19 protein-coding genes and 2 pseudogenes are annotated in these 20,520 nt (G+C 42.2%); 8 read left to right on the top strand and 13 right to left on the bottom strand.

Going from position 1 to position 20,520, the window contains the following annotated elements:
* Positions 1-50 precede the first annotated feature (50 nt).
* The 5 genes from AV939_RS10330 to AV939_RS20495 all read right to left on the bottom strand — a co-directional run bounded on the left by AV939_RS10330 (position 51) and on the right by AV939_RS20495 (position 4,068).
* On the bottom strand, positions 51-989 hold the full coding sequence (locus tag AV939_RS10330; protein ID WP_057791721.1) for an acyl-CoA thioester hydrolase/BAAT C-terminal domain-containing protein: 939 nt from the start codon (positions 987-989) through the stop codon (positions 51-53).
* A 460-nt stretch (positions 990-1,449) separates the two neighbouring features.
* Entirely contained in the window at positions 1,450-1,701 is a 252-nt protein-coding gene (locus tag AV939_RS10325) for a superinfection immunity protein (protein ID WP_057791723.1), read from the bottom strand.
* A 661-nt stretch (positions 1,702-2,362) separates the two neighbouring features.
* Positions 2,363-2,869 (bottom strand): GNAT family N-acetyltransferase, encoded by a 507-nt coding sequence (locus tag AV939_RS10315; RefSeq protein WP_057791727.1) that lies wholly within the window; start codon positions 2,867-2,869, stop codon positions 2,363-2,365.
* Between the two features lie 128 nt (positions 2,870-2,997).
* A complete protein-coding gene (locus tag AV939_RS10310; RefSeq protein WP_057791729.1) occupies positions 2,998-3,411 on the bottom strand; it encodes a helix-turn-helix domain-containing protein in 414 nt (137 codons plus the stop codon).
* Between the two features lie 240 nt (positions 3,412-3,651).
* Complete coding sequence (locus AV939_RS20495) at positions 3,652-4,068, bottom strand: haloacid dehalogenase-like hydrolase (protein ID WP_057791731.1); 417 nt, start codon at positions 4,066-4,068, stop codon at positions 3,652-3,654.
* Positions 4,069-4,466: 398 nt separating this feature from the next.
* Here AV939_RS20495 and AV939_RS10300 point away from each other — a divergent pair.
* Positions 4,467-5,412 (top strand): annotated as a pseudogene (locus AV939_RS10300) (IS110 family transposase); the annotation flags it as partial.
* Positions 5,364-5,534: pseudogene (locus AV939_RS20025) on the top strand (transposase); the annotation flags it as partial. The pseudogenes AV939_RS10300 and AV939_RS20025, both read left to right, overlap by 49 nt.
* 77 nt (positions 5,535-5,611) lie before the next feature.
* On the opposite strand, the gene AV939_RS20385 reads toward AV939_RS20025, so the two are convergent.
* Both AV939_RS20385 and AV939_RS10290 read right to left on the bottom strand, forming a co-directional pair.
* Positions 5,612-5,941 carry an Ig-like domain repeat protein gene (locus AV939_RS20385; protein WP_231751193.1) on the bottom strand — a complete coding sequence of 110 codons (330 nt, stop codon included), beginning with the start codon at positions 5,939-5,941 and terminating at the stop codon, positions 5,612-5,614.
* Positions 5,942-5,943: 2 nt separating this feature from the next.
* Positions 5,944-6,684 (bottom strand): retention module-containing protein, encoded by a 741-nt coding sequence (locus AV939_RS10290; RefSeq protein WP_061997625.1) that lies wholly within the window; start codon positions 6,682-6,684, stop codon positions 5,944-5,946.
* A gap of 248 nt (positions 6,685-6,932) precedes the next feature.
* Here AV939_RS10290 and AV939_RS10285 point away from each other — a divergent pair, with 248 nt between their 5' ends.
* The 4 genes from AV939_RS10285 to AV939_RS10270 are packed head-to-tail and all read left to right on the top strand — an operon-like array spanning position 6,933 to position 13,002.
* Entirely contained in the window at positions 6,933-8,861 is a 1,929-nt protein-coding gene (locus AV939_RS10285) for a TolC family outer membrane protein (RefSeq protein WP_231751109.1), read from the top strand.
* 23 nt (positions 8,862-8,884) lie between these two features.
* On the top strand, positions 8,885-11,041 hold the full coding sequence (locus AV939_RS10280) for a type I secretion system permease/ATPase (protein ID WP_231751108.1): 2,157 nt from the start codon (positions 8,885-8,887) through the stop codon (positions 11,039-11,041).
* Positions 11,038-12,402, top strand: coding sequence for an HlyD family type I secretion periplasmic adaptor subunit (locus AV939_RS10275; protein WP_061997624.1), 1,365 nt, complete (start codon positions 11,038-11,040; stop codon positions 12,400-12,402). Before AV939_RS10280 ends, AV939_RS10275 begins: the two co-directional genes overlap by 4 nt.
* Positions 12,403-13,002 carry a response regulator transcription factor gene (locus tag AV939_RS10270; RefSeq protein ID WP_061997623.1) on the top strand — a complete coding sequence of 200 codons (600 nt, stop codon included), beginning with the start codon at positions 12,403-12,405 and terminating at the stop codon, positions 13,000-13,002.
* Here the strand turns inward: AV939_RS10270 and AV939_RS10265 are convergent.
* The 3 genes from AV939_RS10265 to AV939_RS10255 form a co-directional block, all read right to left on the bottom strand.
* Positions 12,977-14,914: a bifunctional diguanylate cyclase/phosphodiesterase gene (locus tag AV939_RS10265; RefSeq protein WP_061997622.1), complete on the bottom strand. Its 1,938-nt coding sequence runs from the start codon at positions 14,912-14,914 to the stop codon at positions 12,977-12,979. The genes AV939_RS10270 and AV939_RS10265 overlap by 26 nt on opposite strands.
* A gap of 7 nt (positions 14,915-14,921) precedes the next feature.
* Entirely contained in the window at positions 14,922-15,536 is a 615-nt protein-coding gene (locus AV939_RS10260; protein ID WP_231751107.1) for a transglutaminase-like cysteine peptidase, read from the bottom strand.
* A gap of 215 nt (positions 15,537-15,751) precedes the next feature.
* The gene (locus AV939_RS10255; protein ID WP_061998192.1) at positions 15,752-16,885 is read right to left on the bottom strand and encodes a flagellar assembly protein T N-terminal domain-containing protein; all 1,134 of its coding nucleotides are present in this window, start codon (positions 16,883-16,885) and stop codon (positions 15,752-15,754) included.
* Positions 16,886-17,189: 304 nt separating this feature from the next.
* Between AV939_RS10255 and AV939_RS10250 the strand changes: the two genes are divergently transcribed.
* On the top strand, positions 17,190-17,681 hold the full coding sequence (locus AV939_RS10250) for an LPP20 family lipoprotein (protein ID WP_057793390.1): 492 nt from the start codon (positions 17,190-17,192) through the stop codon (positions 17,679-17,681).
* 97 nt (positions 17,682-17,778) lie between these two features.
* On the opposite strand, the gene flgN is transcribed toward AV939_RS10250, so the two are convergent.
* The 3 genes from flgN to flgA form a co-directional block, all read right to left on the bottom strand.
* Positions 17,779-18,207 carry a flagellar export chaperone FlgN gene (gene flgN / locus AV939_RS10245; RefSeq protein ID WP_057793388.1) on the bottom strand — a complete coding sequence of 143 codons (429 nt, stop codon included), beginning with the start codon at positions 18,205-18,207 and terminating at the stop codon, positions 17,779-17,781.
* A 10-nt stretch (positions 18,208-18,217) separates the two neighbouring features.
* Positions 18,218-18,550, bottom strand: a complete 333-nt coding sequence (gene flgM, locus AV939_RS10240; protein WP_057793386.1) for a flagellar biosynthesis anti-sigma factor FlgM — start codon at positions 18,548-18,550, stop codon at positions 18,218-18,220.
* Between the two features lie 103 nt (positions 18,551-18,653).
* The gene (gene flgA / locus AV939_RS10235; protein ID WP_061997620.1) at positions 18,654-19,376 is read right to left on the bottom strand and encodes a flagellar basal body P-ring formation chaperone FlgA; all 723 of its coding nucleotides are present in this window, start codon (positions 19,374-19,376) and stop codon (positions 18,654-18,656) included.
* Between the two features lie 208 nt (positions 19,377-19,584).
* Between flgA and AV939_RS10230 the strand changes: the two genes are divergently transcribed.
* Entirely contained in the window at positions 19,585-20,514 is a 930-nt protein-coding gene (locus AV939_RS10230) for a chemotaxis protein CheV (protein ID WP_057793382.1), read from the top strand.
* The last annotated feature ends 6 nt before the right edge of the window (positions 20,515-20,520 follow it).

The following is a 20,520-nucleotide window of genomic DNA, read 5'->3' as shown; positions in this document are numbered from 1 at the left end:
GAGCACAGCGACAATAGCGTATTGTTAATTTTGCGAACGAGTTTACGAGCTTAAATGCTTTTTTGGGTGTCAACGGCGATGTTCTGATGATGAGCATCGCAGTAAGGCAAGAATTTTTCATTCAAAAATTTAATCACTTCCGGTTGGAAATCATTTTGAGGTTGAAAATGATTTCCGTTAGGTACAGCGATATGTTTAAAAGGATGGGGGAAGCCCTTTGTTTTTAATCTCTCTATTACTTCTTCTGACATTTCTTGTGAAGGCCATATGTGATCTTTTTCACCGGAAACTAATAAGATAGGTCCATTAACATCCTCTACCTTTATTCTAGCCTCCTCGACCGAATCAATATCCATTAGTGCTATTTCATGAGCACGTCGTAAATTGCCCATTAAAACTGATGGTAAAATATTCAGCGTTAGTGGTACGTGAGGGAGCTCTTGGTCATTAAACATAAATGAAGAGGTTTTGCCATCAGCAAAAAAAGAAGGGCCGGCAAATACAACATGACTTCCAGCTAATGAAACAACACCATTGATTCGTGTGTATTTAGAAGCCAAGGTAAGTGCTAATTCAGCTCCCTTAGAGCCCCCCATAACAGCGACACAATTCGAATTTAGTCTTGGGTTATTTAATGTTAGAACTATTTCATTATAAATAGCATCTAAAGAAATTCGATCTAGCTCTTGAGGTATACCTTCCATACCAAAATATCCAACAGCTAACATCGCATATCCTTGATCAATATACTGCTGTCTTTCTTTAATGTTATGAGGCTTTGTCATACTATTTCCGCCTTCACTACCGCCAAAGTATACAAGTAAAGGCTGTTCCTTACCTTCACCCAAAAACAGCTCAGCATCAACTTTTCCATAGTTCAAAGGGGGAGTACTAGAGTCGAATGTCATTGGAGTAATGAATACAAACCCAACTAACAAAATTAATATGATGAGAACTATAAAGCTAAAATATTTAACTATTTTCAACACCGTTTGCTTCCTTTCATTTTTTAAAAGATGTTACTTTTTAAAGTTTGTTTCATTACTATTTAAGATTAGCTAATGCTAAACGGCTCAGAGGTGAAGCAAGTCAGCACACTTGTTTTAATCCCAGCCCGCGCAACAAGTGAATTTACTTGGTAAATAACCCATAAGTAATGTTTTAAACCTACTTTTGATGTGAATCACTTTGGGTTAAGTCGTTACATAATTGGCAGTCGATATTTTTCTTAAAATTATAAGCTCTTCGAGTGGCAAATATAGCTACTGAAATAAAAGACCACGTTATACCAAAAACGACGGAGTAAGAAAGCGTATGTCCTTTAATGTATTGAATGCCTGAAAGTAACGCGAATACCAGGGGCAAAGCGATACTGTATTGAAATATCCATTTTCTAATTGGCATCTTGTTCCTTATTCAGTTTTGTAAGGCAGGGCGTATATGTACTTTTTAATTCTCACTACTGGCTTTATTTGCATATTTACCAATTGCTTTGCCCGTTGTAGCCCAAACCATTACTCCTCCCCATGCTATTAGAGAAAAGCCCGCGGGAATACAAGCAAGCAATATATATTTGAATTGCTTTCTATTAAAAGCCAAAGCAAGCAATGCTGGAAGGAACCAGAGGATTAAAACCCCAACGAGTAAAAAGCCTATAAATGCGTAGTTGTCACTTGCCAAAATACTATCGATGTATTCCATTTTATTCGCCCTTAATATTAACTACTGATTTAATGAAATTGACAATAAAACCTGATTGTCAAAGATAGTAGTCTTAAATCTAAGAAATTTATTACAGAACCACTAAAATTTTTTTATACAAAAGTGTGATTGAAACTTAACCCCCACCAGGAAATGGCAAATATATGTGGGCTAAAATTAGGAGCTAAGAGATACTGTCCATGTATTAGCGACCTAGCTAGCAGCGCGAATGATTTAAACGGGTTGTTGAATGCCAAATTCTAAGTTTATTAGTTCTACTGTAGATATTATACCTAAACAAAAAAGCAATAAACGTACAACTAAATTGAAGTTAAAACGTAAACTCACAGTGTCTTTCCATGGGTTTTCATCTAGTTCGTGCCTTCTGTGTATTTGGCGCTCATATTCATTAGTAATTTGCTTACCAATAACTAAAAAAATAAATAAAAAGAAGAAAATGAACGCGAAAACGCCCCATGGAAAAGAATAAAATTCAATAACAGCATCGCTGAGTATTATTAGTGCACCAGCTATAAATGATGTTGTCTTCGTAGCTTCCATTGACTGCTAGCGCTCCAAATAGGGGTAATGCCGCGTAGGGTTAAACGTGAAATAGCACACGTGTATGCGTCCTAGCGAACGAAGTGAGTTTATTAAGTTGTTAGGTGTGCTCATGAATAAACCTAAGTACCGTTTCCGAACTATCCTCTAAATCTATAGTTGAATGTAGTATTGCGCCAGAAGATTCTATGAGCTTTGTAGAGCTGATATTGCTTTTGTAGCAGTGAATATGCACCGCTGAAATACCCATTCTATTAGCTCGCTCGATGGTTTGAGATAACAAACGTTTTCCAACGCCTTTGCCGCGATAACGAGGCCTTACACCTAACCCGATATGTCCGCCAGCATGTTTTAATGAGTCGTTTAATGTGTGCCGTAAATGGGAGCAGCCAATAATTTCTTGGTTTTCGATAAGCCAGAAAGTGGTATTGGGCACCATGTGACTGGGTAAGTTGATACCCTCTGAATAATCGTTTAGCAACTGAACAAAAGCAGGAAAGTTTGAGTAATCTAAATCCATTGGATAGGGATAACGTTCTTCGCTACCCAATTCTTTGATGTAGTTTAAATAGCTATCTTCAAGTTCAACTAAAGGATTGATAAGCATTGATTATCCTAAAAGCGCCTAACATTTCAAATGTGGGGCGCAGGCACGTAGGGCATCATGGCGAAATCGCCCTGCTCGTGTGCGTCCCAGCGAAAGAAGTGAGTTTATTGAATTTTTTATATCGCCACTCACCAATATTTTTTCGTATCAATATAATGCTTCATGTTAGAAAAGATGTAAGCTAAAAGAAAAAATGCCGGCGTGGCAAATACGTCGGGTTTTATGAGCCAAGTTAGTAGGCCCAAGAGCACGGTTATCATTTCTAACATGATAATTTGCTTTCTTGCTTTTACTCCCCAAAACGAAAACCTGACCCACAATGGCTCTTTGTTCCATTCTTTAGATGTTTTGTCTATCACGATAATTTCCTCTTGAAGTTTAGAAATGTCAATTTCAAACACAGAGGCAAGGGCTTTAAGAGATTCTATGCTGGCTTTATTTCCACTTTCTATTCGTTGAATAGTTCTCGTGCTCAAGCCACTTAACGTGGCAAGTTGTTCTTGCGACCAGTTTCGTTTTTCTCTAAGACGTTTGACTATCATTCGGGCTCCTTACCAATGTGAGAGGGGACTATCCATGTTTTAATCTATTGTCGGTTACGAAATTCACACGACAGTGGGGCGACAGGCGATGTTTTACTGGGATTGGTCTTACCCACTAAAAGTGGACATCCATGTTAAGCATATGCCGCTTCGTATTCATATGGGTTAAAATACCAAGCGAAGAGCAGGGAGCCTACGTGTTTTTGTCCCAGCGAACGTAGGAGCGAATTTATTCGTTTGTTATGCCCAACTTAAAATTACCATTTCCTTATTGAACGACCTAGTAAATTTTTTAAAGCAACTTGGGGTAGGGTTAACAATATATCGCTTATTGCAAAGTTTAAGTATTGGGATATCGACTGAACTGTCTGAGTAGCCAATAATTAAGTCATATTTTTCTAAATCAAAAAGTTCCTGGACACGTTCTACTTTTCTAGATGCGTAACAGTGAAATTTACTAATAATGCCGCCGAAAAAGCGAGTTTCTTTAGAGCAGACGAACTTTACGTTAGGGAAATGATTATGAGTGAAAATGGCTTTGACCATCCAGTCTGAAGCCCCACTAACGACTACAACTTCATCTGTATTTGAAAAGTGTAAGAATAGTTTTTGGACAGCGTCTTTAAAAATTATAGTTGAGCTGTCATTGAGGTACATTCGGATGAACGACTTACGAAGATAAACAATTTTCTTGGTGCTGATTCCAAGTGTTGCTAACTATAAAAGTATCGAGAATCCTATATATTTAGTCTTCGCATGGAATAAAAATGGGGTAGAGATTGGCAATGACAGACAACAAAACAATAGGCGTAAAGGGTTTCGGTAAAGCATGAACTTCATGTACGCAGCGCCAGTATCTCTATTTATTATGGTTTTATCGAAATCAAAAAGCACTAAGTTCATGTAGCTAAACTCTTCCTTGATTGGGCATAGACACAATGACTCCCTGAGAAATGCTAGCCTCCGCATTTTCGTGGGTTAGCTTAAATAGCCACCGGAGCGCCGGTCGGAGTCCATTATTAGTTTGCTTAAGACTAAATCATTTGGAGGCTAGCATGAACAAACATAGCATAGTTTTTTTAGGATTAGATACTCACAAAAAATTCCATGAAGTGGCTTATCGTGAAGAGCCGCGTGGAGCAAGTGCGGTGCACTATGGCCGCATTCCTTCTTCAAAAGTCAGCGTCAAAAAGCTCATTCGTCAGTTTGAATCGAAGTATCCGGGCGCGACAATTCATGTGGTTTACGAAGCAGGGCATTGTTGCTATGTTGTAGCGCCGTCCCTTATACCCAAAAAGCCTGGTGAACGGATTAAGACTGACCGCCGTGATGCACTTAAATTAGTGAAGTTGCTAAAGTCGGAAGATCTTACACCTATCTATGTTCCTGAGCCTGAAGATGAAGCGGTACGTGACTTATCCCGCGCTCGCGAAGCGGCAATGAAGAATTTAAAAGAAGCCAAGTACCAACTCAAAGCGGTGTTGCTTCGAAGTAATATTCGTTACGAAGGTACAGCAAATTGGTCAAAAAACATCTGCGGTGGCTGACCGAACTGATATTACCTCATCCGGCGCAGCAAATCGTATTGCAGGAACAGCTGCAGACTATTGAAGAGCGGATTAGCCGCTTAGAAAGGCTGGACAATGAGCTAACCCATCATGTACACCAGTGGCGTTATTATCCTGTCGTTAAAGCGATTCAAGCAATGCGTGGTGTGAGGCTGCTAGTGGGGTTGGGGTTGTTGCGGAACTTGGTGATTTACACCGATTCGACCACCCGAGAAAGCTTATGGCGTATTTAAGGCTAGTGCCTAGTGAGCAATCATCAGGTGAAAAGCGGCATTTAGGCGCTGTTACTAAAGCCGGCAACGGCAGAGCAAGGCGTTTACTCATTGAGGTTGCGCATAGTTATCGGTATCCAACCAATATCTCGACGGATATTCAACTACGACGAACAAAGAAAGTGGCCGATATAAGGGTAAGCAAATTACTCAAGGAGGGCGACGTCAATTTCGAACGGTCTTATTTATGGCCATGATGTCAGCGATGCAGTGCAATGCTAAGTTTAAAGCCACTTATAAGAGGTTAGTGGCCGCAGGGAAACCGAAGATTGCGCTAGTCGCGCTAGATTTAACTTAAATGCTCTGTGATGTTTGGACATAAAAAGACCCCCAGTAATTGGATAGTCCAACTATTGGGGGTCACTTCAGATGTATCAGGGCCTTTATCGTTTCTGCTAATTCAAGGGGCAGATCTACAGAGAAGGTGCCGTCAGTTTGAACTGTGGTGGTAAGCGTTTGTACGTTACCGGCGCTATCAGTAACCGTTAGCGTTACGGTCGAACCAGGTGCGGCATCGGTTGTACCAGAAAGCGAAGGCGTAGTGTCGTTGTCAGTGCCTTGTGCATCTAACGCAATTGCCGGTGCAGTCGTGTCAATTTCGCCGGTATTTGCATCGGTTGCAGTATTGCCTGCGGCATCCGTAACCGTAGCTTCAACAGAATATTCACCTTCTGCTAATTCAAGGGGCAGATCTACAGAGAAGGTGCCGTCAGTTTGAACTGTGGTGGTAAGCGTTTGTACGTTACCGGCGCAGTGGTGGTAAGCGTTTGTACGTTACCGGCGCTATCAGTCACCGTTAGCGTTACGGTAGAACCTGGCGTTGCGTCAGTGTTGCCCGATAAGGTCGGGGTAGAGTCGTTATTAAGAGGAATAGCGTCGAGTGTGATGGTAATGTCTGCGGCTTCGTCACCGCCGTCACCCAACTGTTCCGACGTTATCTCTTCGTTATCGTTGGCGCCTTGCTCAAATTCGAAAGCGACGGGATCTACATTTTCATTAATTCTGTCGACACGAACAAAGTTACTGCCACCTGCACCGCCGCCACCATCTAAACCAGCAGCGGTGGCTTCTAACGACTCTAAAATATCATCATCGCCAGCAAGTACGTCTAAAAAATCTTGGTCGAGATCCTGGCTATCTCCAGTTTGATCAAGCAATGCATTAAGATCTTCGACGCTGTCGTCGAAAACAGCAAATTCGTCATCGCTGTCAACATCTGAAAAGGCCAATTGAAGAGGGAAAGTAACAGTTTGGCCAGCAGGTAACTCTCTCACAATGCCATCAATACTGACAAGCACTGTACTACCATCGGGGATTGTAAGGCTGTCTCCATCCAATAAGGTGGTGTTTTCACGGACAGCAAATTGCTCACCCGTTTCTGGGCGCTCTACCAACACTTCACCATTTACTTCTACAATAACTACATCGACCATTTAAAATCCCTTTCATCTATCACATTACATACCTAGTAAAGCCTAGCAGTGATAGTGAAAATGGTTACCGTACCGTGGTACAGGTAGTGATATGACGAATGGTTCTCTAGGTGTATTCCCCTAATTAGCTAATTTTAAACATAATTGCACGCCATCATTTGGCAGGACTTTAGATTTACTACTAGGCTAAAGTCACGTTGAGAAAACTTTTATATGTGGGTTTGTTTATATATATGAGTACTGTAGGTATGAAGAAAAGACAGATTTTTGGGCTACTTGGGCTAGTAACATTTTCCTTGTCTGCGCAAGAGTCCTCGCCCAGAATGGCGAGTGCTTCCTTAGAGCAATATGTAAGTAAATCTATTAATTCAAACCCTGAAATTCAGGCCAGTTGGCGGCAACTCCAAATCGCCATGAAAGATGTAGATATTGCTAAATCCGGTTATCTCCCTTCTATTGACGTTCTAGCTTCCAGCGCCTATACCGAGAGAAATTATGGGTTAGATCAAGATTACGCAGGCCACACTGCTGAGATTAGGTTAACGCAATTACTTTACGATGGCTTTTTCACCTCCAGCGAAGTAAGTAGGTTCAAACAAGCTCAAGTGGTTCGTTACTATGAATTGATGGGCGAGATAGAACAAAAGTCACTTGAAACCGCATTGGCTTATATGGATGTTCAGCTTTATAGAGAGTTGCTTTCATTGGCAGAAAAGAACCTCATTACACATGTGGATGTCTTTAAGCAAATCGAAGAAAGTGTGATAGCAGGTGTTGGCCGAAGAGCTGACTTGGAACAAATTAGTGGTCGGCTTTCGCTGTCAGAGTCCAATGTATTAACTGAACTGTCTAACTTGCATGATGTAACTGCTAGGTTTTTAAGGCTTGTTGGGGAGAAACCTGCAGAAGCATTAGCCGAGGTGTCACTTTCAGAGGCTATGCCTACGTCAGTAGCAATGGATTTAGAATCCATATTGTTAGCGGCATACGAAACTAATCCGTCTTTCAATGCAACAATTTATAATATCGACGCACAACGTTTTGCAATTGATAGCGCAAGAAGTCGATATCATCCTCAAGTTAACTTAACCGCGAGTTACGGGGCGCAAACTCGAGACGAAGCGGCGTTAAACAATACTATTTCTGAAGCGAGTGTGGGGGTTAACTTTTCGTATAATATATACAACGGCGGTGCTGACAGAGCGGCAATTAGGCAAGCACTTTCACAGGTGGATTTAGCTAAAGACTTAAGAGATAAAGCGTGTGTTGATATGCGCCAAACTATTCAAATTGCTCGTAACGATATTCAAAATATCAGCGAGCAGCTACCTTCATTAAATGCACACAGATTGTCTTCCGACAGAGTTAAGTCGGCGTATATGGATCAGTTCACTATTGGCGAACGTTCACTTCTTGATTTGCTCGATTCAGAAAATGAGTATTACGAGTCGAGCAGAGCTTATGTACAAGCCACCTATACATTAGAAAAAGCGAGAGCACGTCTATTGGCTGCGTCGGGGGTTTTGGTTAAAGCGTTAGGAGTGAGTAGAAATGGCGTAGCCAGTGTAAGTGAATTAGCAGAAAAAGAGCTTCGTTACGATCCCAATCACGTATGCCCAGCTACCCGAACATCGTTAGATGATGAGCGCAATATCTTAAAGCGAGATTCAGATTCAGATGGCATAGTCGATCTATGGGACGATTGCGTTAATTCTGCACCTGGTGCCATGGTTGATGATTTTGGATGTGAAGCGAGTGCACCTGAACTTGAACCTCAAGCCATTAATACCCCAGCAAGCGCTGCCGATTTCACCTTAGATGATGCACAAGTTTTAGCCTCTTTTAGTATCAACATATCATTCGCATCAAACTCATCCAAAATTTCGTCTGAATACACCTCGTCACTTGCTCAAGTTATTGATGCACTTGAACAGTATGACAATGCCGGCGTTATTATTCACGGTCATGCCTCGTTAGATGGAGATGCGGCATATAACCAACGCCTTTCAGAACGGCGAGCGAGTGCAGTTGCCGCTTTACTAATTGAGTCCGCTGACATAGGTAGCCGCCGTATTACCTCGGTAGGCTATGGCGAAACGCGGCCTTTAATTGATGAAGAGTCACTAGCCGCAAATGCAAAAAATCGTCGAATTGAAGCCACGATAATTCAGCTTTAATTCGCAAAGGACGCGGAGGGTTAATGGTTCAGGGAGAAAAAGGCGCGCTGTCTTATTTGGAAAATCAAGGTGGCGTGCTAATGGATTGCTTGATGATTATTTGTCGAGCACACAATATTTCGGTTTCTAGGGTAAGCCTACTCAGTGGTTTGCCTCTAGATAATGGTGAGTTATCTCCCACGGGCTTCGAGCGTGCCGCCCAACGTGCTGGTTTAGCAAGTCGTACTGCAAAAAGAGACATTACGCAGATTAATGCTGCTTTGCTTCCCGCCGTGTTAATTATGGAAGGCAGACAAGCCTGCGTCTTACACGAATTAACCGATGATAGTGCGAAAGTGTCCTATCCAGAGCTAGGTACCGCTGTGGTATCGGTAGAACGTGGACAAATCGCCTCGCAGTTTACCGGCTACATAATTTTCGCGCGTCCGGTTGCTCAATCTGAAACGTCATCTGGCAAGGTTGAAAAAAGCGCCGTCGGTCATTGGCTCTGGTCATCAGTAAAATCTGCGTATGACTTGTATCGTGATGTTCTACTGGCATCAATATTCATTAGCCTGTTATCGATAGCGCTCCCGCTGTTTGTGATGAATGTATATGATCGGGTAGTGCCCAACGCGGCGATGGAGACATTGTGGGCGCTAGCCATCGGCGTGCTTTTAGTATTAGCGGCAGATTTTCTCCTACGTGTCTTGCGACAATATTTTGTAGAGCTTGCCGCTAGTCGCTTAGACGTCACCATGTCTGCAAAAATTATGGAGAAAGTACTTTCAATCGATTTAACCAATAGGCCCGCCAAAAGTGGTGCGTTTATTAATAGCCTGCAATCTTTTGAGAGTATTCGTCACTTCTTTGGTTCACTGACCTTGGTCGCCTTGGTTGATTTGCCTTTTGGTTTACTGTTTGTGTTTATCATTGCGATGATAGATATCTATCTAGTCATTCCAATTTTATTGGGCACAACCATTCTCTTTCTATATGCCCTAAAAGCACAGCGAGTCATGCGCTCATTGTCTGAAGAGTCGATGGAGATTAGCGCCAGAAAAAGTTCATTAATTACTGAAAGTGTTACGGCACTTGAAGATTTAAAAGCCTTTGGATATCAAAGCCGAACGCAAAGTGCATGGGAAAAGCAAACCATCTTCTTAGCCAAAGTGAATGCTAAACTACGTTTAGTTTCTATGTCGGTTAACAACTCTGCACTATGGATTCAGCAATCCGTCGGTGTAGTGATAATTCTTACCGGTGTGTATCTCATTATTGAAGGTGAAATTACCCAAGGTGGGCTAATAGCGGCGTACTTACTTTCGAGTCGGGCTATGGGGCCTGTATCTCAAGCCGCTGCGCTTTTAGCTCAGTATCATCAAGCTGAAACTGCGAAAAATGCGTTAGACGATATCATGTCACTGCCATCAGAAGGTGGTGACAACAAGCAAGTTAAAAACGCCAGCCAGTTAAGCGGAAACCTTGATGTTAAGCAGCTTTGCTTTCGCTACCCTAATGAAAACGTCTTGGCACTTAAAGATATAAACTTTTCAATTAAGCAAGGTGAGCACGTTGCCATTTTGGGGAAGAATGGCTGCGGTAAATCTACATTAAATCGTTTACTGATGGCGTTCTATAAAGCCGAATCGGGTCAAGTGTTACTCGATGAGATTGACATGAAGCAATACGATCCTGTCCTTCTTAGGCAAAACATAGGCTATGTGCCGCAAGATGTGAATCTTTTCTCTGGCACACTAAAAGAGAATATATTGCCGGCACATCGAGGGGTAGATGACGAGAGGCTATGGGAAATTGCTAAGCAATGTGGCTTAGCGAAAGTCGTAAATAGCCACGGGAACGGTTTTGAACAGCAAGTTGGGGAAGGGGGGAAGCAATTGTCAGGCGGGCAACGCCAATCTGTATCACTGGCCCGCGCGCTGATTTACAACCCAGCGATATTTATTATGGACGAACCTACTTCCGCTATGGATTCAGCTAATGAAGCCATGATGAAAGAAACGATTCGAGAAGCGATTAAAGGCAAAACTTTCATCCTCAATACCCATCGCACTACGTTGCTGGATTTGGTCGATAGAGTCATTGTTATCGAAAACGGAAAAATAATTGCTGATGGTAAAAAAGAGGACGTTTTACCTCAGTTTAAGCCGGTACCCTCTAAGCAAAGGACGGCACAGTGAAGATTAAAAGTGACGACAAAAATAGTATTCTACATAAACTAGTTAGAGGATGGCTAGCGCCTCCTTCGGGTCAAGATTGGGTACTTGAAGCTGAATGGGCCAGAATTATGCAGACCCCAGCAAAGGCGAAACGGCTTTTATACAGTGTAGCCGTGGCCTTGCTCATATTGTTGATATGGGCGTATTTTGCAGAGATAGACGAAGTTGCCAAAGGGGAAGGGAAAGTGATCCCTTCGAAGCAGTTGCAGGTTCTCCAATCATATGATGGTGGTATCGTTCAAGATATATTGGTGAGTGAAGGCCAACAGGTACAAAAAGGCGATGTATTACTTCGTGTCGACCCTACACGCTACATTTCAAGTTTAGAAGAAAATACAACACAGTTTGCCGCCCTTGCCGCCAAAGTGCAGCGTCTTTCAGCGTTAACGCACAATACTCGTTTAGCTTTCTCGCCCGATTTAGTTGAACAAGCCCCTAAAATGGTTGAAAACGAAAGAAAGCTTTTTGAATCAAATCTTGCAGAATTAAATGAAGTAGCAGCAGGCTCTGATAGTCGAATACAGCAACGCAAGCAAGATGTTGAACAAGAAAGAGCTAACCTTTATCAATACAAGAGTGTGCTTTCGTTAACTGAAAAAGAATTAGGCGTTACCAAACCCTTGTTGGCTTCTGGTGCGGTGTCTGAAATTGAAATTTTACGATTAGAGCGACAAATTGTAGAGCTTGAAGGAAACATAGCCATGTCACAAGTGGCTATCGAACGAGGCCTTTCCACCATTGAAGAAGAGGTTATTAGTAAAGAAGAAAGTAGGCTAAAACTTATCAATCGGTGGAATCAAGAATTAACCGATGCGGTGGGTGAAATGGCAACCCTTCAACAATCGCAAACCACGTTAGAAGATGTAGTCTCGCAAGCTGAACTCAGGTCGCCAATTAATGGCACGGTTCAGCGTCTACTAATTAACACCGTTGGTGGAGTGATTACACCTGGAAGTGCGGTCATTGAGCTCATTCCCCAAGACGACCAGCTTATTGTAGAGGCGAAGGTTTCCCCTAAAGATATTGCGTTCATTCGAGGTGGGCAAAAAGCCATCTTAAAATTTAGCGCTTATGACTTCACTATATATGGTGGTATGGATGCTGAAGTAAAGCATATAAGCGCTGATGCTATTACCAATGAGAAAGATGAGACTTACTTCTTAGTCCGTCTGGAAACCAAGAGAACCATTGCTGATGCGCCGCTGGATATCATGCCGGGAATGATTGTTCAGGTAGATATCTTAACTGGCAAAAAGACGGTGTTGAATTACATTCTGTCTCCACTTTTCAACGTTACGTCGTCAGCACTCAGGGAGCGATAGATGAAGCATTACATTATGAATACATCCCAAAAGAACCTTGATATTGACTTAATGGATTGGGTTGAATTTTCTGATATTGGAAGTATACGTTGCGAGAAAGAAGACAGTATTTGGGTGTCGACATTTCATAAAAATTGGCGTGAAAATATTATTGCCGCAAGCGGGAAGTGTCGAAATGTTGTTTTATTGACATATCATTACGATAGGCCGGAAATGCAAACCGCGTTATTATTGGGCGCAAGGGCGTACTGTCATGCACTAGGCCAACCATCTCTGTTTGAATCGGTTAGTCGTGTGCTAAAAGAAGGCGGAATTTGGGTGCCCAACGAGCTTTATGTGAATACAACGTCAGCCGTTGCAACTACGCTGAGTTTAAAAGAAAAAGTACCTGAAATTGCGACGTTAACTGCGCGGGAAAGAGATGTACTAACAGGTATTCTAGAGGGGTTGAGTAACAAAGAAATCGCGAGAAACCTTAAGCTCACAGAAAGAACGATTAAAGAACATGTAGGCACGCTACTGAAGAAGTTAAACGCCAAAGACAGAATTGGGTTGTTACTGTCACTTGGCGAGTTTAGTCACTTAAAAGATGCTCTATAACTTCAATATGCGATACCACGCCATCTACACCTAACTCCACAAATAGCTCTTTAGTGTTATTTGTCTTCACACCGTCAGCATAAACGTGAATGCCAAAAGTATGGGCAAGTGAACAGAAGCCTCTAATAAAAGCATGATTGGCAGGGTTGTGATCTATATCTGCCATAAAGGCAGAATCGATAACCACATAATCAAGTCCAAGTTCTTGCACATTCATTAATTGAGAGAAAGATTCGCCAACCCGCTTTAATCCGATGCCGCATCCTTTAGCTTTCAACGTGGAGCAAAATAACTCAAACTCATGAGGGAAGCGAGCCGCGGTAGATTCCCTCACTTCGAAGTTAAGTTGTGAGGCAAAGTTCTCGTTCATTTTTATTTGGAAATACAGCTGCGCTAAAATTTCTTGATCAAGAAGAAACTGCTCAGAGCACAGAAAGGCGAACTTTGCTTTTGTACCAGTTTTGACTATATGTGAGAAAAGGTGGCTGATGGTCGCTAGCTCTAAAGCAGGCAGTAAGCCTAAATATCTTGCCCAGTGGGTATAATAGCCACTTTTTCTCAAGTCATTGTCAATTTCAATACCCGCCCAGCTTTGATAGTGAACTAGTTCTCTTTCAGCATTTAATACCGGAAAGTTAAACGTTTCTACCGCTTGATTAGCAATACCTTCTTTGAGCAGCTTATTCCAACGGTTTTCTTCCACCAACGAAATAGACGAGTCGAGAGAGCCCTCTATATATGGTTCACTCATTTTTCTATATTCAGCGTCATCGAGTAATGTATCGAGGCGCATTAATGCCGATGAAGCATCATCTTCAGGGCGAAGCCGCACAACAGACTGATACAATTTTGGATCGCCAGGCTGCGACAATTCAGATAAACAGGCGCCATGGAGTGCTTCAGCAATTGTCACTATGTCATGAGTTTCCGTTAGCAGTATGGCAATCTCATTCTTCTGCATTCGAGCTACTCTGCTATCGGTGAAATGATGGTGGTGTTGTGCAAGGCAATCATCCACACTGGCGGTGAACTGCAAAAGTCGCTTCCTACGGTTTTCTGGTCCCGAGCGAAGAAATGCTTCTCGGCCCCCCACAACCCTTAGTAGAAATATACAATTCACACCTTCGGTATCTCTGAATGCCAACTGGCCTTTAAGAACAGAGATAAAATAGTCGCGGTTGGCTAATTCGGATTCAACATCAAACTGAGTTTTGTGGCGAAGAAGATCAAGACGTGTATTTTCTTCATCCATAATTCGTTGGGAATTACGTGCTAGGAAGTTCATGGCTTTAACCACGCGTTTTAACTCTAGGGTTCGTGGTTCACTTACTTGAACAAACTGCATTTGGCTGAAAGACTCAGCTTGCTCAACGACTTGGTCGAGAGGGCGCATAATAAGGCGCAAAAACCACGCACCAATAAGACCTGCCACCGTGCCCACAAGAGACAATCCCAAAATTAACCGGAGTGTGGCTTTCCACATAGAGGCGACAGCAAAGCTAGTATCGGTTTGAACATTAACGACACCGTACTGGCCCCATCCTTCAGAGACTTGAGCTACGCCTGGTTCGACGTTAGGACTAAACAATGAAGCAAACCAAGCCGGTGTTTGTTCATCTAGCTGTGTGGTATGAGTATGGCTTGAAATGATTTCGCCATCAGGCTTTTGCAGTGTTATTGACGCATAGTGCCCCACATCGAACTGAGACATGATAAATAAATCTAATGTATCAGCGTCTTTTTCTAAACCACTTAGCGTAAGTGCCAGCATGTTAGCATTATCGAGGTTTTTAGAATAAAGCTGCTCTTCTACATAGCCTTTTGTCGTAGCGCCGTGAATGGATACACTCCCCACAATGGCAACAAGGACGACGGCTATAATGGCAAGCCACAACTCTCTTGTTATTGACATAGACTCCTCAGGATTGTCTTTTTATTCCCTCACTTTTCATGCGCTCAATAACGTTGCGCCACCGAGATAGTCTACTGGTAGAAGTGGAAACCTGCTTGGTTTTGCCAGGCGACCAAATGCCAGCGTCATTAAAGCTAAATACAGGCATGAGATCGGTTCGTTGTGAACCAGGCAATATTTCAGAAACAAGGCTGTCTAAGACCAAAGGGTCTGAAGACGGAGTTTCGTAATAACCTAATACCATATGAGCTTGTGTTATGCGGCTTCTACCAATCTTAGCTTTAACATAAATTAAGCGAAGTTTAGTACTATCAATGCCTAAGTGTAGCAGAGCTATGTATTTTGCAATGGCGTAATCTTCACAATCTCCACGGGAATGGCCAAAAAGCTCGGCGGGGGTAGCCCAGTAGTCTTTTTGTTTGAAAACAATATCATCGGTGGCGTACTGAATATGCTCGTCAAAGAAGCGGTTCACACCGTCTAACTGAGCGGATACTGAAAGATTGTTTAGCTGGCTTAGTTTTTCTTCTAACGCTTTGACATCTAGAGCTTTATCATCCCCAAATCGTGTCTTTACTTCCATTTCTAAAACGGGGAACTCTATAGACAGATGATCCTTCATTTGCTGTCCTGTCAACATAAGAGCTAAAACTACGAAGCAGTTTGACGCAAATATCGAAAGGGTCATGATTTATTTTTTTAATTATTTATTACACGAAAGTATAAGCACCTTATAGACGGTGCTCCTGCATTTATATATAGATATTCATACTTCAGTATAGATATAGCATGGAGGAAATGTGAAACCAAGTGCTATGTAGAAGAGAATCTTCACGGTTACCGTTTAATAACGAAATCACTTTCTTGGATATTCGCAATAATGCCACTGTCTTTATGAATTAATTTGGCGGTATTGCCATACGCATTTTCAACAACAAATGCTCCAGGGTAAATATGGTACTGCAAGTAGACCTTGCCGTGTCTGTCGATAATTTCACTGGTTTGATAGACAAAAAGTTCATCACCGTTCTTTATGCCATTATCGCGCCCCAATGATACTGAAATATGCGAACCTGCAACATTGAGTACTCGGCCAGTCATGGGCTGACAAGCAATAGTCTCGTTAATATCAGCGGTTAACTGCTGCATCTGCTTTTTAATCGCATTACCGTATTCTGTGCGCCAAAAGGTAGACGAAAATTCGTCTACATCGGCAAATCTGTCAAAAGGCCACTTTGCCTCAGTGACGTAATCTTGTTGCAGTAGTAAGCCGCTATTTATGCCGTCGAAAACCTTAATGCTTAGCGAAAAGTATCGAGTGGCTTTTTCTTCCTTCCAGAACGCAAACGAAGAGGGACGTTGTCTTTCCACACTAACGTCACTAATGCTGCCAATTAAAACAAACTGTGCATTTGATTGTTGTGACAGTGCACGCACATTTTCTTCAAGCCCATTAACTCCCCATCGTGTGGTGTGCGGAGCAATGTACGCTAAATTTAAATTTTGCGTCTGCGCCGACATTTCGGTAGCTAGCTTTCTTGTCACTGCCTCTGAAAAGTTAGGGATCTTTCCTTCAACCAAATGATTGCGGTTCTCCACCATAAAGTAACTGGTGGCAATATTTTTATCATACTCCACTGCGTTACATTGTTTTGCCGCGGGGAAGATATCCGCCCTAACACTTACAGTCACATAATCCTTATGCCATATTTCATCAGTAAGCTCGAGATGGTCCACTTCACCCGTACTACTAATGGTAATATCTTCACTTTCAAGTAACCCATTTGTGAGTTGCTGAACACTGCTAATCGAGGCACCTGCGAATAACAAAGCCTGTTTAAGGGCTTCTTCAGTGGCGTCTCTACGCGCTTTTTCTTTATTACCGTTCACGATAACTGCTTGGCCTTTGGCTTCATACCAGGCGGCATGGCTTTGCCCTGTCGTTACTGCAGTAAGGCAAAACAGCGCCATAAAAAAGGCGACATTGGCGTATCTAGCTTGATATCTTCTTTTAACAGAAGAGATGCTAACTAAAAATAATTTAGCGAATGTTCGTATGCCAAGCACAGTCTTGTCCTTTTGTTGCAGTGCGATGAAGAGCGCTACATCAGTTAATTTAAGTCAGTATTCTTTTTGAACCAGTTTTTTGTCAGTTTTTGTTTCTATTTTTACTCCAATTTATATAAGCGAAATAGATGCCAATGTTTCAAATTTAAAATTTAGGCGTAAACATTGCTTATCCACTAATAGAAAAATTGAGAATGAGGTTTCTCTGATGGTGTTTTTTAGGAAATTGGTAAGTAGCCGAGCATGTATAACAGCGGCTTTATTCGCTGCTCTGACAGGTTTACCAGGATGCAGTTTATTTGTAGATAAACATGTGGAATGGGAGACGGTCGAGCCAGACAGTTACCCCGTACTAAGTGCTGTAGGCTATGCCCCTATTATGTCGCAACGGGGTGATAGCGAAACGGTGAAAACCTTGATGGCAATTAAAGCGTCAAAACTAGAGGCTTACAGAGAACTCGCAGAGCAGGTGTATGGACAACGAATTGAAGGTAATCAATCACTGTCTAGCCTTGTGGTGGATAATGAAACCTTACGGGCTTCTGTAGAGGGAGTCATTAGAGGGGCAAGGGTAATAAAAAGTTACCCTGTGGGTGAAGATACCTATGCCACCGAACTTGAACTAGATATGCATCGCGTTTACGACATTTATTTGACGACGGCGAAGCCACAAAGAATTAAAGACATTAAGTACTACTAAGTATTTAAATATATGGCTAAATAGCACCATCAAAAAAGCGCGTATTAAACGCGCTTTTTTGTATTCTTATTTTGGCATTTTATGACGAGTGCATTACTTAGGCGCTAATACCTGAACCTAAACGGCCAGCATTTGGCTTGCCTTTCTTGTCGTAGGTTAAGGACTCTTTAGCGCGAACTTCCAACATCAGATTCCGTAAGTGTGTGAGGCGAAGCTGTCCTTGCTCTACGGCTTTCTGATTAATTTTGGTTTTATACTTACAGTCTTCTAACAGACTTTTCGCTTTATCCATTAACCCTTGTTCTTCTGCACTAATCGTTTCGTCTGTAGTTTGACGATGTAAGGCCTCGACTTTTTGGTCGGTAGCCTGAATAGACTCTAGTAATGCAGACTTATCTTCTAGCAGACTCATCAAGGTTTCTGCATCTCGTGAGCTAATCAAATGTAATTCTTTTTCCAGCAACAAGCACAGGCCCTCTAAATTAGCGACCTGTTGTGATAATGCTGAATAAAGATGACTAGTCATAAAAACCTAATTATTTGCGGCCAAAGATCTCACCTTCAAGCTTAGCGATTTTATTCGCTAACACTTCTGGGTTTACTCGGTATTCACCACTGGAGACCGCTTTTTTAAGACGGTCGACTTTTTCCTGATTTACAGGCGCTTCAGATCCTTTCTTCTGAACTTGATTCAACTGCTGTGCAGACTGAGTCAAGGATACTGAATCTTGTCGTGGTGCTTGAGCAACAGAAGCATTGTTAGAAGTCGCTTGTTGCTGTTGCGACTGCTGTGTCTGATTCTGTTGCGTAATTTTTGTATTATCAACGGGTGTTTTTGGTAACCCATTGTTTACATTGTTAATTGCCATAATATTTCTCCACTACCTTTTCGCCTCTGTACATGTTATCGGCAAAAGCCTTCTTTTCTTTAGGCTTTTATACAACGAAAACGTAGTTTTTTAGCACGCTGAACTACAAGTGTACCACGACTTCTTGAGCGCTGGCGACTTCCGCTATGACAGGCTTTTGGCTACTGGCATTAAGCACCTTTATGGTATCGCCAATGACACCATCTTGTTGTGCTATTCCGGATGTTTTAACCGCCATTCCACCAAGTGATGCGCGAATGGTAATTCTATCGCCTTTGCACACAAAGCATAGCATATTAGATTGCACAGCTTGACCATCAACAATTCGGCGTTTCATTCGAGCGCCAATTAATACATCTACATCGGTAAAAGCACTATAACGAAGACGCTTTATATCTACCGATGCCAGCGTTAAATTAGACGCAGAGAGAACGGTGCCTGGGCTAACCGCGCCAGACGTAACCACAATTTCTTTCGTTCTCGTGACTTGGGCACTGGTAAACAAGTACCAATCATTATTTCCACAACTTACCCGTACCGAAACATACGATTGGTTCAAAGATTCATCAGACGCGTGAAATTGAAATCCCGTTGGACACTGAGGAATATTAATTCTTTCGTCTATTTCAGCAATGCTCACAGCAATATCGGTGTTTTCATCGTGTATACTAAGCGCTGACAGCAGGTATTCTTCAGCGCCCTTATTCACCACATCGTGCATTGTTTCAGCGTAACTGTAAGGCGCTAAAGCAACGGCCGTCACAACAGTGAAAAGTGGCAGACGAACTCCTGTAAGCCAAGATTTTACGTTTTTTAAATTTTTCATAGTCACTTTTCGTGTTCACTTACTGAGTTATTGTCTATGCTTATAAGACAAATTAGGTTCAGACAATAACTTGCGTACGTCCGTGATTAAGTTGTACATGCAGCGAAACCGTCATTTTTCTGTCGTTTGACCTGCATACATTTAGTGATATTGTCTATTCTCTTTAGTGAAGGCAATGATCATGCCCAGTATTAAAAAGAGGTGAGATATGTCGGGAATTTTAGACTCGGTTAACCAACGAACCCAATTAGTTGGTCAAAACCGTCTTGAGTTATTGTTGTTCAGGCTTAATGGCCGTCAACGCTTTGGTATCAACGTGTTTAAAGTACGTGAAGTGCTCCAGTGCCCACCACTGACTTCAATGCCAAAGTTGAACTCGTTAGTTCGCGGAGTAGCACATATTCGTGGGCAAACTATTTCTGTCATCGATTTAAGCATGGCGACGGGTGGCAAGCGTATTGAAGATTTATCAAACGCGTTTATCGTTATTGCTGAATACAACCGTTCTGTACAAGGGTTTTTAGTGGGCGCTGTTGAGCGCATCATTAATACTAACTGGGATGCCATCATGCCGCCTCCTCAAGGGACAGGTCGAGCGAGTTACTTAACTGCTGTTACTGAAGTAGAAAACGAATTAATTGAAATTCTCGACGTAGAAAAAATCCTCAATGAAATTTCACCGCTTAATGCAGAAGTAAGCGCTGATGTTGCTGAAGGGCTTTCTACGGAAGGTAAAGAAGACAAAATTATCTTCATTGCTGACGATTCGGCTGTGGCAAGAAATCAAGTTAAAAAAGCGCTAACCTCACTTGGGTTAGAAATTGAGCTGGCAAAGAATGGTTTAGAAGCGTTAAACCGCTTGAAGGAAATCGCTGAAGAATATGGCGATATCACCAAGCGAATTGGGGTGCTAGTGTCTGACATAGAAATGCCAGAGATGGACGGTTATACCCTTACGGCGGAAATTAAAAATACACCTGAACTTCAAAAGCTTCATGTTGTACTTCACACATCTTTAAGTGGTGTATTCAATCAAGCCATGGTTCAGAAAGTGGGAGCGGATGACTTTATTGCGAAATTTCACCCCGATGAACTAGCAACAGCAGTTCAGAAGTGGTTAATGACGGATTGTGAGTAACGGAGC

This window comes from Alteromonas sp. Mac1, from assembly GCF_001562125.1.
GTDB lineage: Bacteria > Pseudomonadota > Gammaproteobacteria > Enterobacterales > Alteromonadaceae > Alteromonas > Alteromonas stellipolaris.
This window is presented reverse-complemented; position numbering and strand designations above follow the sequence as displayed.

Excerpts from the sequence above, each read along its gene's own strand:
- AV939_RS10325 (WP_057791723.1), bottom strand. The coding sequence starts at position 1,701 with ATGGAATACATCGATAGTATTTTGGCAAGTGACAACTACGCATTTATA.
- flgM (WP_057793386.1), bottom strand. The coding sequence starts at position 18,550 with ATGGCAATTAACAATGTAAACAATGGGTTACCAAAAACACCCGTTGAT.
- AV939_RS10230 (WP_057793382.1), top strand. The coding sequence starts at position 19,585 with ATGTCGGGAATTTTAGACTCGGTTAACCAACGAACCCAATTAGTTGGT.
- AV939_RS20495 (WP_057791731.1), bottom strand. The coding sequence starts at position 4,068 with ATGTACCTCAATGACAGCTCAACTATAATTTTTAAAGACGCTGTCCAA.
- AV939_RS10285 (WP_231751109.1), top strand. The coding sequence starts at position 6,933 with ATGAAGAAAAGACAGATTTTTGGGCTACTTGGGCTAGTAACATTTTCC.
- AV939_RS10290 (WP_061997625.1), bottom strand. The coding sequence starts at position 6,684 with ATGGTCGATGTAGTTATTGTAGAAGTAAATGGTGAAGTGTTGGTAGAG.
- AV939_RS10270 (WP_061997623.1), top strand. The coding sequence starts at position 12,403 with ATGAAGCATTACATTATGAATACATCCCAAAAGAACCTTGATATTGAC.
- AV939_RS10265 (WP_061997622.1), bottom strand. The coding sequence starts at position 14,914 with ATGTCAATAACAAGAGAGTTGTGGCTTGCCATTATAGCCGTCGTCCTT.
- AV939_RS10255 (WP_061998192.1), bottom strand. The coding sequence starts at position 16,885 with ATGGCGCTGTTTTGCCTTACTGCAGTAACGACAGGGCAAAGCCATGCC.
- AV939_RS10310 (WP_057791729.1), bottom strand. The coding sequence starts at position 3,411 with ATGATAGTCAAACGTCTTAGAGAAAAACGAAACTGGTCGCAAGAACAA.
- AV939_RS10250 (WP_057793390.1), top strand. The coding sequence starts at position 17,190 with ATGGTGTTTTTTAGGAAATTGGTAAGTAGCCGAGCATGTATAACAGCG.
- AV939_RS10315 (WP_057791727.1), bottom strand. The coding sequence starts at position 2,869 with ATGCTTATCAATCCTTTAGTTGAACTTGAAGATAGCTATTTAAACTAC.
- AV939_RS10260 (WP_231751107.1), bottom strand. The coding sequence starts at position 15,536 with ATGAAGGATCATCTGTCTATAGAGTTCCCCGTTTTAGAAATGGAAGTA.
- flgN (WP_057793388.1), bottom strand. The coding sequence starts at position 18,207 with ATGACTAGTCATCTTTATTCAGCATTATCACAACAGGTCGCTAATTTA.
- flgA (WP_061997620.1), bottom strand. The coding sequence starts at position 19,376 with ATGAAAAATTTAAAAAACGTAAAATCTTGGCTTACAGGAGTTCGTCTG.
- AV939_RS10280 (WP_231751108.1), top strand. The coding sequence starts at position 8,885 with ATGGTTCAGGGAGAAAAAGGCGCGCTGTCTTATTTGGAAAATCAAGGT.